Origin of the sequence: Propionimicrobium sp. BV2F7, assembly GCF_000510445.1 — a bacterium.
Taxonomy (GTDB): Bacteria; Actinomycetota; Actinomycetes; order Propionibacteriales; family Propionibacteriaceae; genus Propionimicrobium; species Propionimicrobium lymphophilum.
In genome coordinates, this window is sequence record NZ_AZIS01000003.1 from 149,365 (window position 1) to 163,971 (window position 14,607).

A 14,607-nucleotide genomic window follows, 5' to 3' on the forward strand; every position below is an offset into this window, starting at 1 on the left:
TGCATAGTTAAGGTCTTGAAAATTATTTCCAACGGCTTAAGCGTTTTTAATTTCGGCCTCTACCTTTGGTTCGAGCTGCTCGTCGTTTCATTGACCTGCGCTCGTCTTCGCTAGTTCCGCCCCAAACTCCATGGTCCTGACCATTCTCGAGTGCCCACTGAAGGCATTCTTCGCGAACGTCGCAGCGCATGCAGACTTTCTTGGCCTCCTCAACCTGAGCCAAGGCTGGGCCAGTCACGCCAATAGGGAAAAATAGCTCGGGATCCTCAGTTAGGCATGCTGCGCGGTGACGCCAGTCCATACTGTCAGACTCCTTTTCAAAATCAGGTAAATGTTAGTCCGCTCGGTAAACTTTAGCTTCGGGGTCAGTCGTTGTTTAAACGAACCAGCAGACAAACTTAACCGTCAAACGGCAGAGGTTCAAGACCCTTAACGCCGATTTTTTTTGCAAATAGAGCTCCAGCTGCTGGTTCGTCGCCATTCGCGACATCGTTTCTGGAGGTGGTAACGAATAATATCGATAGGTCATTCCCGCCGAATCCCACGGCGGTTGCCATCGTCACTGGAAGGTCAATGCGTTCACTGAGCCTTCCCTCGGGATCGTACCTTCGGATATGTCCAGCACGGTTCATAGCTATCCAGACTCCACCTTCGGCGTCCACGCATAGCCCATCAGGACGTCCCTCGCCGTCTCGGTATCTGACGAAATCGCGCCGATTTTGGAGGCCTCCCTCGAAGGTGTAATCAAAAACCGAGGTGACCATGGTCTCGGTGTCGTTGTAATAGGCAAGTGTCCCATCCGGACTGAAAGCAATGCCGTTGGACGTGGTCAAACCGTCTAGAACAGGTTCCGGGGAATCAGCTCCCGGAGAAATCCTGTACATCTGAGAAGCGCCGATCTTCTTTTTCCACGACATGTTGCCTATGTAGAACCTGCCGTGCGGATCGCACCCGCCTTCATTGAATCGTTTGGAAGCATCGATGAAATCACCGGTTATTGTCTTCAGATCGCTTAGATCTTCATTTTCGCACAGCGCGACATCTCTAGTTCTCGCGACTATTGCTCCGCCATTCTTTCTTGGACGAATGCACGCGACAACTTCTGCGCCAACCGGCAGCCGCCTATGGTTACCGGATTTGTCAACCGCTAACACGTCACCAGAAAGCATGTCAAGAAATCGAATTTCTTTGGTCTGCTCCCACCAGACTGGTCCTTCGCCATGGAAAGAGATGGAATCAGTGATCTGTTCCATTCTCATGGCTGTACCTCGTGTCTTGGTTTGGATTGTCCCGCAAACGCGGAACACTTGACGCTTATCAAATGTACATATCTATGAGATGTTTTTCAGGTGTTATAGATAATTCGTGGCTACTGTGTTTGCCTCTTTTCTGAGGCTATTGAGCCGCTTTGCTGCGAGGTAAACCGCCACAACGGTCATCAAAACCAATAATGCATTTCTGAACACAAGAATGAGCGTCGCAATTTTGTCGGGCGGAGTAATTAGTAATTGCGCGTAAGTGATCGGATAAACGAGCTGAGTACCCGCTGCGACAAAGAATCCCATAATGCCGATATGAAAGAGTGCCTTGCTGCCGCCCTTACCCTTAGGTAAGCGGGTCAGCATAGCCAGTGGGCCGCCTAGCCAGACGATATATTGCGGGCTCAGAGTTTTGTTTGTGATGATCACGGCGAGGATGAGCGCTAGGAATGTCAAAATGACAGTTTTTGTGTGAAGGGCAGTTCCCTCAAGCGAGCGGTCTGTATGGATTAGCTGAACAGTCGCATAAATCGCGAAACAAACTGCGGCGGCTATCGCGAGTGAACTAAAAAGTAGAGGAATGGAGTCGTTGCGCCACGAAATTTCCCACGCGTTATAGATCGAGATGTTCACCTGGTATTTGTCGGCGTTACCGAAGGCTCGGTCAGCCATCGCCGGCGTTGCGGCAATGGATTCGATTTGCAAGCCACGATCTGATTGCCAGGTCAGGGCTGAGGTCGAGCCAGACCATCCTGCGATTAGCAAAGAGCTCATACCAAGACCGAGCCCGACTACGAGAAAACCCTTCAAGCGCTGGACGGCATTTTTACTCTTGCCAAGTAACCCGGATAGCAGAAGGGCTGGCCAGAGCTTAGTTGCTGCGCCAATAGCGATTGCTAAACCCGAACCGAACTGTCCAAGTCTCGATTGACTTTTGAACAGAACAAGGGCGAAGACGACCGCTGCTGCGGGCAGCATGTCGATCCTGAACCAAACTATTGGGCCAAGTAAGAAAACAAAAAGAGTCCAATAGATCGCAGACTGCCATGAGTCTTTTCGCCACAAAACAACTGTCACGGTGACATCGAGAAGCAAAATGAAGAATACGAAAATTGTTTCGAAAGCTGTGAAGTCGCCTCCGCTCAATGCGTAGATCAGCCTCATGAGCCAGGCAATTGGCGGAGGGTACTCGACCAGTCCGGGCGTATTCGTCGATATCGCTTCTGCAGTCTGGTTGAAGTAATAATGAACATCAGCTTCGACAAATCTGGTTCGGTTAAGCCAGATCCAAAGCATCGACAGCCTAGTCAGCGACCATAAGATCGTCATCAAAACACCATCGACAGTGATTTTTGTGGGTGCCTTCTTATTTACCACTCTGCCTCCGGCTTTTCGGGTTGTTTCACAGGCTCGAGAGCCACAGTGGGATAGTCAGTCTTGACGCCCCGGACTATCTTGAAAGCCCTAGGCGAAACAGCCTTGAAAATCCAATACAAAATGACGGCTAGTAGCGCCACAATTAAGACATTTCTAGATACCAGAACTAGGGTCACAGGCAGCCTGAAGATGCTCGAGAGCCCTCCGTCTCGGACTAGAGGCCCATACCCAATCGGGTAGACAATACCGGTGGCTGCAGTCATCGTTATCGTCATTGCCGTGATGATCCATAGCCTTCTCCGGTCAATAACGTAAGAAGGCGATCCCGGGGCCCTAGCCCCCATTATGGCGAAAGACGCACAAAGTGGGCCTCCAAGCCAGAACGCGTACTGTGGGCTGAAAGTTTTATTCGTGACGATCATCACCAAAATAACAAGCAGCATGAAATAGCTTGCTTCCATCATGTGGCCATGACCTCGAAGCAGCCAGAGGCCGTAGCAAACGCAGACTAGTAGCACTCCAACTACGAAGGCTATCGAAGCTGCGGACGTCCAGAAACTAACTGTGGTCCCGTATACCTCGAATGCCTGATACCTGGAAATGAGAACCGCGTAGTCGCCAATTCCGAGAGCGCGTAAAAGCATTGGGACCGTAGCCCAGACAGATTCGACCTGGAGGCCTCTGCCCGATTGCCATGAAAGGGGAGAGACTAATCTGTCCCAGCCAGCCCAGAGAAGGCTTACTGCGACGACAATTATGCCGGTCAAAGCGAAGCTGTAAGTAGCCTTCAGCTTCTGTCTCCAATGCCCTCCGCACAGCGCAGGCCAGAGGAGCGCAGGCCACAATTTAACTGATGCCCCTACCGCCGCTAGGCAGCCAGCTATTGCTGTGTGTCGGCGGAGCAAGAAGAGCAGGCACCAGCCAGCAAACACAGAGGTCACCAAGTCGAACCGCATGTAGATAGTGGGACCACAGCAGAGAACAAAAACGATCCATGCCGCAACAGCATGAGGCGCTAGGCGTTTAGCTGTGTGCCAAAGACTTATAGAAAATAGCGCGTCTAGGGCGACCATGGAGAAGATGAAAGAAATAACATAGCCGGTCTTGGTGCCAAATCCGGTCAGCCAAAATCCGGCCAGCATCCACAAAACAGGTGTCGGATATTCCCGCATGACCAAAGACGGGTCGGTGCCTGTGAAGAGTGAGTTAATGCCTTGGTAGTAGTAAAGAACGTCACCTTGAGCGGACGGTGAGAAAACGACCCAGATAACAAAGACCAGAATTCTGGTCAGAAACCAGAAAAACAGCAAAGACCTGCCGGAATGCAGATCGAATTTTCTGAACTGGCTAAATGACCACTCTGCCGAGCGGCGAACCCAGTTCCTCGAACCGGAAGATTCTTTCCGAGAAGAAGTCGGGTGATTCTTCAAGGCTCCTCCCGAGGCTCAGGTCAAGTTTGCGTTAAAAGAAGCGAGCGCCCCTACGAGGATTCGAACCTCGGCTCCCGCCTCCGGAGGGCGGTGCTCTATCCACTGAGCTATAGGGGCAAATAACTAATAAGCTATTCTAGGCCTAGCGGCACAATAACCTAATCATTTCCGCATGACCGATGAGCAAATATAGTAGCAGAAATCCGATTATCGGTCATCGGCTTTAATATCAGGGTTTCTTTTGCCAGAATTTTCAGCATGCACACCATCAGCGCCTCCAATGCACAAGCAGCAGCAGCTCATCCTGATTGGCTGATTAAGCCAGAGGACGCGAATGCTTTGACCCCAAAGATTTGGCCTCGTACCGCAGAACGAATCGATGGGATGCTTTCGATTGGTGGTGTAAGCGTTGCCGAGGCAGTGGCTGAGTCCGGATCGCCGGTATACCTGATTGACGAAGAGGATTTTCGCGCCAGGGCTTCCTCATTCAAGGAGGCGTTTCACGGTTGGGACGTCTTTTATGCTGGGAAGGCTTTTCTTTCTAAAACGATTGCCAGATGGGTAAAAGAAGAGAGCTTGAATCTTGACGTCTGCTCTATGGGCGAGATCGAAACCGCACTTCGAGCTGACTTTGACCCTGCGAAGATCGGTTTCCACGGAAACAACAAGTCGATTGACGAGATTCGTTTCGCACTGGAAAACGGAATCGGTCGAATCATCGTCGACTCCTTCTATGAAATCTCTCGAATAGAGCAGATCGCTCAGCAGCTTGGCGTCACTGCGAACGTTATGGTCCGCGTGACTGCGGGCGTATCGGCCCACACCCACGACTACATCGCTACGGCTCATGAGGATCAGAAGTTTGGTTTCTCCATCGCCTCGGGGCAGGCATTGGTCGCGATGATTAGGTGCCATAATTCTGCACAGCTAAATCTTCTCGGCGTTCATTCTCATATTGGTAGTCAAATATTCGATACGAGTGGTTTTGAGGTCGCTGCGCAGCGAACCATGAAGCTGCTCGCGCAGTTCGCTGATGCCACTTCCACTCAGCTACCTGAACTTGATCTAGGCGGTGGTTTTGGTATCGCTTATACAGATGAAGACGAGCCTGCCACTCCTCAGTCGCTCGCATCTGACCTGCAGGGAATCGTCAAAAAACAAGCCGAAATCCTAAGCCTCGATTTGCCGCGAGTGTCTATCGAACCTGGTCGCTCGATAGTCGGACCAACAGGAGTTGCAGTATACGAGGTAGGTACTGTCAAAGTGGTCGACTTGGAGGAAGGCAGCAGGGTCTATGTTTCAGTCGACGGTGGGATGAGCGACAACATCAGGCCTGCACTTTACGGGGCAGAATACACCGCAGTGCTTGCCAGCCGAGCTTCCGATTGTGAACCCGTCTTGTGCAGAGTAGTCGGAAAACACTGCGAGGGTGGAGACATAGTCGTTCATGATGTCTATCTACCTGGAGATATTGTTCCTGGCGATCTGATCGCTGTTCCTGCCTGTGGCGCTTACTCCTACGCAATGGCCAGTAACTACAACCACATACCCCGTCCTCCGGTGGTATCTGTTAAAGCAGGTAGGCTACAGACAATGATTCGTCGTGAAACTCTTGCTGATCTGGCTAGATTAGACGTAGGCGAGTAAAGAAAAGGTTTATTAATGGGTGAAAAATCCAAGCCCCTTAAGGTGGCCCTTGTTGGTGCTGGAACAGTCGGCAGTGAAGTAGCGAGGCTGTTGTTGACGCAGCGTGAAGAATTCGCGCGTAGGGCTGGTCGCGAAATAGAGCTAGCCGGAGTTGCCGTACGAAATGTCTCCAAAGAACGTCCCGGCATTCCCTCTGAACTATTAACAGACGACACTATGGGCCTTGTCTCAAGGAAAGACATCGATATCGTCGTCGAGTTGATGGGCGGTGTCGACGAAACCAAAGGCCTGATCATGAAGGCCATTGAGACTGGCAAGTCTGTCGTTACTGGAAACAAAGCTTTGCTCTCTGCTTTCGGTGAAGAGATCTTCTCGGCGTCGAATAAGGCGGGCGTAGACGTCTACTTTGAAGCTGCAGTAGCTGGCGCGATACCTATTATTCGTCCGCTGCGTGATTCTCTTGTTGGTGACAAGATCACTAAGGTTGCTGGAATCGTCAACGGCACTACCAACTACATTCTCGACAAGATGACCACAGAGGGGATGGAGTATGAGACCGCGCTGAAGCAGGCCCAAGAATTGGGCTACGCGGAGCAAGACCCGACTGCTGACGTAGGTGGGGCAGACGCCGCAGCTAAGGCCGCGATTCTCGCTAGCTTGGCTTTCCGCACGCCGGTCAACATTAGTGATGTCTATTGCGAGGGAATCACCAAGATTACCCAGACAGAGATTTCTGCTGCCCATGCTGCCAATTGCGTCGTAAAGCTTCTCGCCATGGCAGAGCTAATCGACGGTGAAGTCCACGTTCGTGTGCACCCGGTAATGCTTCCGAAGAGCCACCCGCTGGCGTCGATTGCTGGCGCCTACAATGCCATCATGGTAGAAGCCGAAGCGGCAGATAAGCTCATGTTCATGGGCCCGGGCGCAGGCGGAGCGCCGACAGCAAGCGCTGTAGTTGGCGACTTGGTGACGGTGGCACGCAACAGGGTCGCAGGTATTTCCTTGCCCGTTCTTGCAGGGTTCAAAAAGCTTCCGATCGCAAAAATGGGGTCCACTCGCTGCCACTATCAGCTAACGCTTGATCTAACCGATGAGGCTGGAGTCCTTGCTTCGGTCGCAACTACGCTGGCAAAACACAACGTTTCTGTTTACTCCCTCGAGCAGGTTGCGGTTGATGAATCCGGAGATCACGCCTCGGTTGGTTTAATGACACACGAGGCGCTAGAGGCTGATGTTCTAGCCTGCATGAAGGAACTACGAGACAGCGACTACGTGTCGAACAACATCAGTTTCATAAGGGTTGGTAGCTAATGATCGTTGCTTGCTTAGACCTAGAGGGCGTTCTCGTCCCGGAAGTTTGGCTTGCCGTAGCAGATAAAACAGGCATCGAAGAGCTTAGGCTGACCACCAGAGAGATCCCCGATTATGACGAACTGATGAAGGGTCGTCTAAAGGTGCTCGCCGAACACGGTATTAAGCTCTCCGATATTCAGGAGGTCATCTCCACGCTCAAGCCGCTTGAGGGCGCAAAGGAATTTTTGGATTGGCTGCGTGAACGTTTCCAGGTAATTATTCTTTCCGATACTTACTACGAATTCATGTGGCCGTTGATGAGGCAACTTGATCACCCAACTCTTTTCTGCCACGACCTCGTCGTAGAAAACGATTCGATCGTTGGGTACAAGCTGCGCCAGTCGAATCAGAAACAAAAGGCAGTACAGGCTTTGCAAAGCATCAATTTTAAGTGCGTTGCTACCGGCGATTCGTATAACGACACCACAATGCTGGGGCAGGCTGATGCGGGAGCATTATTCAAGCCATCCAAGCAGGTGGCGAATGACTTCAAGCAGTTCCCTGTGGCCAACAATTATGACGAGCTCCGTGCCTTCTTCGAGAAGGCTGCCGCAAAATTGTCATAGGTGAAGTTGGGGATATCTCTCCAAGCGGGTTATACTGATTAGTAGAAATCGGCAGTCACTATGTTTGGTGATTTCGATTCTGCTAATCAGCAAAGCAAGAGGCTCGGGTTCGATCAGCCGAAATTTTGAAAACCATTTTTATTGTTTTCATCACTTGCGCTAACTTACTTCAGAGCCAATTGCTTATAGGGTCAACCGACTTTCGAATTATTAAGTCGATTCCCGCCAAAAGATTAGCTAGAAAAATCTAGTTTCGGCCTGCGGTCTGCGGGTTTAAATAGCTTCGATTCACCCACTAAGGGCTTGAAAGTTATTAGGTATCGCTACTTGATATCCGCTGCAGATCTTGAAAGGACAATTAAGTGAGCGAAAATATCGCGAACAATCCAGGATCTAATCTGGCGACCATGAACGTCGCTGATCTGAAACGCGTCGCATCACAGATGGGAATTAAAGGCGCGGCAAAGCTGCGCAAGGCTGAGTTGATCGAAGCGATCAAGTCCAATGGCGCGCCTTCTGGCGGATCATCCAGTCAGTTAGAAAAAACTGCCAAGTTGTCAAGGCGTCAACGAGCAGCAAAGAAAGCTGCCGAAGAGTCCAACGGAACCTTGTTTGAAGATAACCAGCCTCAAGAATCCTCTAACGAGCAGTCTGCTAGCACTGATACTTCCGTTGAGATTGGTGCCAGGCTTGATGCTTTGAGCCAGGATCCTGCAGTCCAGGAAAGACTTCGCCAGCGCAAAGCCAAGCGCGCCAACAATCAGCAGAAGTCTGAAAGGTCCGAAAAACAGTTTAGGCGTGACGATCAGTCAAATCACGAGGGCGGTGGCCGCAGGTCTCGCCATCGCCGACAACGCGATAGGCAGAACAGGCGATCGCGGAACGATTCTAGGGTAGACGAAACCATTCGTGAAGACGACGTTTTGGTGGATGTTAAGGGCATCCTTGATGTTCTTGATAACTACGCATTCGTGCGCACCCAGGGATATCTTCCTAGCCCTCAGGATGCTTACGTTTCCATGTCGATGGTTCGCAAGAACAATCTGCGCAAGGGCGATGTAGTGTCCGGAGCGATCCGTCAGCAGCGAGAAGGGGAGCGTAAGGAAAAATTCAGCCCCCTAGTACGCATCGACACGATTAACGGTGTTTCCCCAGAGAAGATGGCAGACCGACCGGAGTTCAATAAGCTGACTCCGCTTTATCCGCAGGAAAGATTGCGGATGGAAACGAGTCAGAACGAGCTTGCTGGCCGTATCATCGATTTGATTTCTCCAATCGGTAAGGGCCAGCGCGGTCTTTTGGTCAGCCCTCCTAAAGCCGGAAAAACCATGGCGATGCAGACCATTGCCAACGCCATCACGCGTAACAACCCAGAAGTTCACTTGATGGTCGTTTTGGTTGACGAGCGTCCTGAGGAAGTGACGGATTTTCAGCGGACGACCTCGGGCGAGGTAATAGCCTCGACTTTCGACCGTCCCGCTTCCGATCACACGACAATTGCCGAATTGGCAATTGAACGCGCGAAAAGAATGGTGGAGCTCGGTAAAGACGTGGTGATTCTTCTAGACGGAATTACCCGCTTAGGTAGGGCGTACAACCTATCGGCTCCTGCATCCGGCCGAATCCTTTCTGGTGGCGTCGACTCAGCTGCGCTTTATCCGCCCAAGAAGTTCTTCGGTGCCGCCCGAAACATCGAAAATGGTGGATCGTTAACCATCCTTGCTACGGCTCTGGTCGAGACCGGCTCAAAGATGGACGATGTCATTTTCGAGGAGTTCAAGGGAACCGGAAACATGGAGCTGCGACTCAGCAGGCAGCTTGCGGATAAGCGAGTGTTCCCGGCGATTAACGTTGAGGCCTCTGGCACTAGGCGAGAAGACTTGCTTACGTCGAAGCAAGAGCTAGACATCATCTGGAAGCTGCGCAGGGTTCTCTCGGGTCTTGACGACCAGCAGGCATTGGAGACATTGCTGAAGCAGATGCGAAAGACTCATAACAACGCTGAGTTTTTGGTTTTGATCAGCAGGACTACCGCTAATAACGATTAAGAAATTCGATTGCGCCGGTAATTCGCGTAAGCGTAAATACTTGCGATAGCATTAACCCTCGGTTCCGGTTCACGCCTTTATTCGTTTGGCGACCCGGCGACTAGACAGGAGAAATAAAATGAAGCAGGGTATTCACCCCGAGTACCACACCGTTAAGGTGGTGTGCACTTGTGGCAACCAGTTCGAGACTCGTAGCACCTTCGAAGGTGACGTAATGAGCGCCGATGTTTGCTCGGCTTGCCACCCGTTCTACACCGGTAAGCAGAAGATCCTCGACACCGGTGGTCGTGTCGCACGCTTCGAGCGCCGCTACGGTAAGAAGAACGCTAAATAGCTTTTATTACGGGCGTCGGCAGGGTTACTCTGTCCGGCGCCCGTAATTTTGTTTAATCAGCTTGAATGAAGTCTTTAGGAGCCAATAAATGTTTGAGCAGGCAGAAGGACTGCGAGACGAATACCGCGAAGTCACCGCGCAGATGGCTGATCCCGAGGTCATGTCTGATGCGTCAAAGTCGCGCAAGGTGGGCCGTCGTTTTGCTCAACTTGGCCCTATCATCAAGGCATTGGATGCTCATGAGCGTTTAATAGCCGACCTGGATGCGGCGAAAGAGCTGGCCGACGACCCCGAATTCGCTGCTGAAGCCGAAAGACTCAGCGAAGAACTCTCCGAAATCGAGAGCAAATTGACTGAGCTCCTCGCTCCGAGAGATCCCAATGATGCTAACGACGCCATCATGGAGATCCAGTCGGGTGAAGGTGGTGAAGAGTCTGCGCTTTTCGCTGGCGACCTCTTAAACATGTATCTCCGCTACGCGGAACACCGAGGTTGGAAGACGGAAATGCTTGAATCGGAACAGACAGATCTGGGCGGCTACAAATCAGTGACCGTCGCGTTCCGCGCTAAGGATAACGATCCCAGTAACGCTCCGTATGGTGTGCTTAAGTTTGAGGGCGGAGTCCACCGAGTCCAGCGTGTTCCGGTCACCGAATCTCAAGGTCGTATTCACACATCTGCAGCCGGTGTGCTGGTCATGCCCGATGTGGAACCCGATGAGATTGAGATTAATGATTCGGATCTTCGGATCGACGTTTATCGCTCTTCGGGTAAGGGTGGTCAGGGCGTAAACACTACTGACTCCGCAGTGCGAATCACGCACCTGCCGACCGGAATCGTCGTTACCTGCCAGGACGAGCGCAGCCAGTTGCAGAACCGTGAGCAGGCCATGCGCATTCTTCGAGCACGTCTTGTTGCCCAGCAAGAGATGGAAAACGCCGCTCAGGCGGCAGATGCCCGTCATTCCCAGGTCCGCACTGTCGACCGTTCTGAGCGTATCCGCACCTATAACTGGCCTGAGAACAGGATTACTGATCACCGAATTGGGTTCAAGGCTCATAACCTCGATCAAGTCTTAACCGGCGAATTGGAACCACTCATTTCAGCGCTTCAGGAAACAGACCTGAAGGAACGTCTTCAGCACGTCGGTGAGAAATAATGCCTGATTGGCCGAAACCCAATCGGCCCAAGACTTTGATAAATATGGCTGCTTACGTGTTGGCCGAAGGAAACAGTTTATCTCCCCAGGCTGATGCCAGGCAGCTCATGCAACATGCGACGGGCCTAGATCCGCTTGGCCTCGCAACCGTACGAACCATAGACGACGCGACTATCGAGAAGTTTTTCGGATACGTTAAAAAACGAGCCGAGGGCGCTCCTTTGCAACATATCTTGGGCAAAGCGTGGTTCAGGCATACTGAGGTTGAAGTCGGGCCCGGTGTATTAGTTCCGAGACCCGAAACAGAGATCGTGGCTGGTTGGGCGATAGCAGCTTGCAAGGACGAGATCAAAAAGGGTAATCGAGCTCCCGCAGCGGCTGATCTTGGTGCCGGCAGCGGCATAATAGCGAAGTCGATTGCTTTAGAAGTGCCTGGATCTCGCGTCTTTGCCGTCGAAATAAGTAAAGACGCTGCAAAGTACCTACGCTCGAACCTCTCTGAGACCAGCGTCGAAATAATCGAAAGCGATTTTTCCGATTTACCGAAACTTAGGCCTGACCTTGCTGGCAAACTCGATGTCGTGGTGTCTAACCCGCCATACATCCCGGATTCTGAGGTCGATAGTTTACCTGCCGATGTGCTTGCTGACCCGGAAATCGCGCTGTTCAGCGGAGAAGACGGACTCGATGCGATTAGGGCGCTCCTTCCGGTCGCTGCTTTCCTTCTTAAGGAAGGCGGAAAATTGGTTTTTGAGCATGGTGACGATCAACGTAACGCGGTACTTGAACTAGCATTGTCAGACGGAAGGTTTACCGATGTTGAAGATCACGATGATCTGACTCGTAGGCCTAGATTCCTGACTGCTAAGCGAACCGGGATAGAAAAATGAAACTGGATCTGAAAAAGGGCAAAAACGAGTCCCTAAGCGTCGCGACTAAAGCGATTAAGCAGGGTAGATGCATAGTTTTGCCTACAGATACCGTTTACGGAATTGGCGCAGATGCTTTTTCTGCTTCAGCAGTGCAAAGACTGCTGAACGCAAAACATCGCGGACGTGATATGCCACCTCCCGTTCTAATTGCTGAGCCGGAAACTCTCCCTGCGATGGTTCAAAACGTTCCTAAGGCGGCAAAAAAATTAGTCAAGCACTATTGGCCTGGAGCTCTAACGGTCATTCTTAAAGTGGCTACGGATCTACGAATGGATCTTGGCAGGACACACGGCACCATCGCTGTACGAGTGCCCGACAGCGACGACGCTAGGGACTTGCTGCGCATTACGGGCCCTTTGGCTGTCAGCAGTGCGAATGTTTCCGGTCAACCTTCCGCTACTAACGTAGAGGATGCAATGCGCCAGTTGGGTGACTCAGTAGCTGTTTACCTAGATGGCGGACCGACTCCTGGCCCCGTTCCCTCGACAATCGTGAACTTCGTCGACAACCCGGAGGGCGAGCTTATTCGCCTAGGCGCGATTAGCGTCGATCAGCTTCGCAAGTATGCTCCTAACCTGGATGCTAGCCAGACGGATTTTGCGGATTAAACAGTGCGCGAATACTTACTTGTCCTGCTAGTCTCGGCCGCAGCAACTTATCTATTTGCGGCTCCTGCTAGGCGTCTCGCGATACGCACCGGCGCAATGGCCAAGGTCCGTTCAAGGGATGTGCACACCGTGCCAACGCCCTATCTAGGCGGCCTTGCCATGCTGGGTGGGTTAGTCATCGGAGTCTTAGTTGCTTCTAGGATGCCGTTTCTCGGGCATAGGCAAGTTATCACCCAAGATTCTTGGGGAATAGTGGCTGCTGCTCTAGTGATCTGTTTAGTTGGGGTCGTAGACGACCTCATCGAGCTGCCAGCGGTAGCTAAAATTGCGGGTCAGGTTTTGGCTGCAAGCGTGGCAGTGCTCAATGGCGTGCGAATGTATTGGATATCGCTTCCTAACCAGATCATTGCTCTTGACCAGGCAACTTCGATTCTGATCACAGTGGTGTTCATTTTTATCTGTGTGAATGCAATCAATATCGTCGATGGCTTAGACGGGTTGGCCGCTGGCGTCGTGGGTATCGGTGCGTCCGCACTATTTGTCTACACGTACGTATTGGCTAGGGAACAAAACTTCGTCGTTGCTACAACATCTAGCCTCATAGCAGTAACTACAACTGGAATTTGTTTTGGCTTCCTGCCACACAATTTCTATCGAGCCAAGCTTTTTATGGGGGATACGGGCTCAATGCTGCTCGGCCTTCTTCTGGCTTGTTCATCCCTATCTCTTACCGGACAAATCGATGCCAGCACTGTTGACGCATCACGCGGTGGCTTACTTCCCAACTGGTTGCCGATCATGCTGCCTTTTGCGATCATGGCACTGCCGATCGGCGATATGACGCTTGCTTATATTCGACGAACCATGCGAGGCCAGTGGTGGTTTGAAGCTGACAAGCAACACCTGCATCACAGGCTAGTCAGGCGGAGCAGGTCGACAATCAAGGCCGTTCTGATTATGTACGTTTGGACAGCGCTAATCGCTTATGGAGTCGTTTTCGCTGGGTTAATGAGAAATTTGGCTGCACTATTTGTCGTTGTGCTTGTTTGGCTGTTGGCGTTGTTGGTCACGTACTTCGTACTGCGAAAGCTCTCAAAACTCCCGCTACCTGTCGCTGGTACATAGTCATTATCCAGAGTGATCTGTGGCTGCTTTCTAGATAGGATGAAGTCTGTGAACTGGCAAAAGAAATTAACTATGACGGCTCTTGTGTCATCGTTAGTCACACTTCTTGTCGTTTGCTTGCTTGGGGTCTTTATTTCCGGAACCGATGGTGCACTCGGCTCGCTCACGGGCGGGGCAGTGGTGTTGGTATTTTTCTTTTCGGGGCAGTTGATCTCTACGTTTTCCCTGACAAGATCCAACCTAGGCTTTGGTTTCTCAGTGACCATGATCGGTCTTGTCCTGAGATTTGTATTCGTAGGTATTTCTTTTTGGGCAGTAGGCATATATTTAAACATCGAACCGATTTGGTTAGTTATAGGTGCTTTGGCTACTCTAATCTCGTGGTTAACCGGCTTGTTGATCGGGCATTCCAGAGCACGCATTCCGGTTTACGACGCGCCATATAAGGCTAAGCGAGACGTCGCGGAAGCCTGTGGGCAGACTTCTGGCGGCGACACACCCCGTTAGGCCGAAGCAGGATGATGACTAAAGAATACGAAGAGTTCGAACAAGACACAGATCAAAGCACTGGGTCTGGATATTCGGACAACGGAATGCGTATTTTTTCGTATCTGCTAGCTGGAATTATTTGCTATGGCGCCTTAGGTTGGTTGTTGGATGCGAAGCTCGGTACAAAGTGGTTGACGCCGCTCGGTATCGTTTTTGGACTTGCGTGCAGTATTTATTTGGTTGTAAAGAAATATGTCCGCTAGAACTTTTTGCAGACAAG

15 protein-coding genes and 1 tRNA gene are annotated in these 14,607 nt (G+C 51.4%); 11 read left to right on the top strand and 5 right to left on the bottom strand.

Going from position 1 to position 14,607, the window contains the following annotated elements; all coding sequences use genetic code 11:
• Positions 1-46: 46 nt before the first annotated feature.
• The 5 genes from HMPREF1255_RS01705 to HMPREF1255_RS01725 all read right to left on the bottom strand — a co-directional run bounded on the left by HMPREF1255_RS01705 (position 47) and on the right by HMPREF1255_RS01725 (position 4,183).
• The gene (locus tag HMPREF1255_RS01705) at positions 47-301 is read right to left on the bottom strand and encodes a WhiB family transcriptional regulator (protein WP_016456238.1); all 255 of its coding nucleotides are present in this window, start codon (positions 299-301) and stop codon (positions 47-49) included.
• Between the two features lie 97 nt (positions 302-398).
• Positions 399-1,259, bottom strand: a complete 861-nt coding sequence (locus HMPREF1255_RS01710; RefSeq protein ID WP_036916727.1) for an SMP-30/gluconolactonase/LRE family protein — start codon at positions 1,257-1,259, stop codon at positions 399-401.
• A gap of 93 nt (positions 1,260-1,352) precedes the next feature.
• Positions 1,353-2,237 carry a hypothetical protein gene (locus tag HMPREF1255_RS01715; protein ID WP_155948418.1) on the bottom strand — a complete coding sequence of 295 codons (885 nt, stop codon included), beginning with the start codon at positions 2,235-2,237 and terminating at the stop codon, positions 1,353-1,355.
• Positions 2,238-2,629: 392 nt separating this feature from the next.
• Complete coding sequence (locus HMPREF1255_RS01720) at positions 2,630-4,066, bottom strand: glycosyltransferase family 87 protein (RefSeq protein WP_024110824.1); 1,437 nt, start codon at positions 4,064-4,066, stop codon at positions 2,630-2,632.
• A 45-nt stretch (positions 4,067-4,111) separates the two neighbouring features.
• Positions 4,112-4,183 (bottom strand) — tRNA-Arg (locus tag HMPREF1255_RS01725).
• A gap of 132 nt (positions 4,184-4,315) precedes the next feature.
• On the opposite strand from HMPREF1255_RS01725, the gene lysA reads away from it, so the two are divergent.
• The 11 genes from lysA to HMPREF1255_RS01780 all read left to right on the top strand — a co-directional run bounded on the left by lysA (position 4,316) and on the right by HMPREF1255_RS01780 (position 14,590).
• Positions 4,316-5,713, top strand: coding sequence for a diaminopimelate decarboxylase (gene lysA / locus HMPREF1255_RS01730; RefSeq protein ID WP_369793280.1), 1,398 nt, complete (start codon positions 4,316-4,318; stop codon positions 5,711-5,713).
• 15 nt (positions 5,714-5,728) lie between these two features.
• Positions 5,729-7,024, top strand: a complete 1,296-nt coding sequence (locus HMPREF1255_RS01735; protein WP_024110577.1) for a homoserine dehydrogenase — start codon at positions 5,729-5,731, stop codon at positions 7,022-7,024.
• Positions 7,024-7,632 carry a bifunctional phosphoserine phosphatase/homoserine phosphotransferase ThrH gene (gene thrH / locus HMPREF1255_RS01740; RefSeq protein ID WP_024110566.1) on the top strand — a complete coding sequence of 203 codons (609 nt, stop codon included), beginning with the start codon at positions 7,024-7,026 and terminating at the stop codon, positions 7,630-7,632. Before HMPREF1255_RS01735 ends, thrH begins: the two co-directional genes overlap by 1 nt.
• Positions 7,633-7,994: 362 nt before the next feature.
• Positions 7,995-9,680 (top strand): transcription termination factor Rho, encoded by a 1,686-nt coding sequence (gene rho / locus HMPREF1255_RS01745; RefSeq protein ID WP_024110801.1) that lies wholly within the window; start codon positions 7,995-7,997, stop codon positions 9,678-9,680.
• A gap of 118 nt (positions 9,681-9,798) precedes the next feature.
• Positions 9,799-10,014 carry a 50S ribosomal protein L31 gene (gene rpmE / locus HMPREF1255_RS01750; RefSeq protein WP_016456230.1) on the top strand — a complete coding sequence of 72 codons (216 nt, stop codon included), beginning with the start codon at positions 9,799-9,801 and terminating at the stop codon, positions 10,012-10,014.
• Between the two features lie 88 nt (positions 10,015-10,102).
• Positions 10,103-11,173: a peptide chain release factor 1 gene (prfA, locus tag HMPREF1255_RS01755; RefSeq protein WP_024110919.1), complete on the top strand. Its 1,071-nt coding sequence runs from the start codon at positions 10,103-10,105 to the stop codon at positions 11,171-11,173.
• Positions 11,173-12,063: a peptide chain release factor N(5)-glutamine methyltransferase gene (prmC, locus tag HMPREF1255_RS01760; RefSeq protein ID WP_024110606.1), complete on the top strand. Its 891-nt coding sequence runs from the start codon at positions 11,173-11,175 to the stop codon at positions 12,061-12,063. Before prfA ends, prmC begins: the two co-directional genes overlap by 1 nt.
• Positions 12,060-12,713, top strand: a complete 654-nt coding sequence (locus HMPREF1255_RS01765; RefSeq protein WP_024110558.1) for an L-threonylcarbamoyladenylate synthase — start codon at positions 12,060-12,062, stop codon at positions 12,711-12,713. The genes prmC and HMPREF1255_RS01765 overlap by 4 nt, the downstream gene beginning before the upstream one ends.
• Positions 12,714-12,716: 3 nt before the next feature.
• Positions 12,717-13,838, top strand: a complete 1,122-nt coding sequence (locus HMPREF1255_RS01770; RefSeq protein ID WP_024110540.1) for an MraY family glycosyltransferase — start codon at positions 12,717-12,719, stop codon at positions 13,836-13,838.
• A gap of 48 nt (positions 13,839-13,886) precedes the next feature.
• On the top strand, positions 13,887-14,345 hold the full coding sequence (locus tag HMPREF1255_RS01775) for a hypothetical protein (protein ID WP_155948420.1): 459 nt from the start codon (positions 13,887-13,889) through the stop codon (positions 14,343-14,345).
• A 14-nt stretch (positions 14,346-14,359) separates the two neighbouring features.
• On the top strand, positions 14,360-14,590 hold the full coding sequence (locus HMPREF1255_RS01780; RefSeq protein ID WP_036916939.1) for an AtpZ/AtpI family protein: 231 nt from the start codon (positions 14,360-14,362) through the stop codon (positions 14,588-14,590).
• The last annotated feature ends 17 nt before the right edge of the window (positions 14,591-14,607 follow it).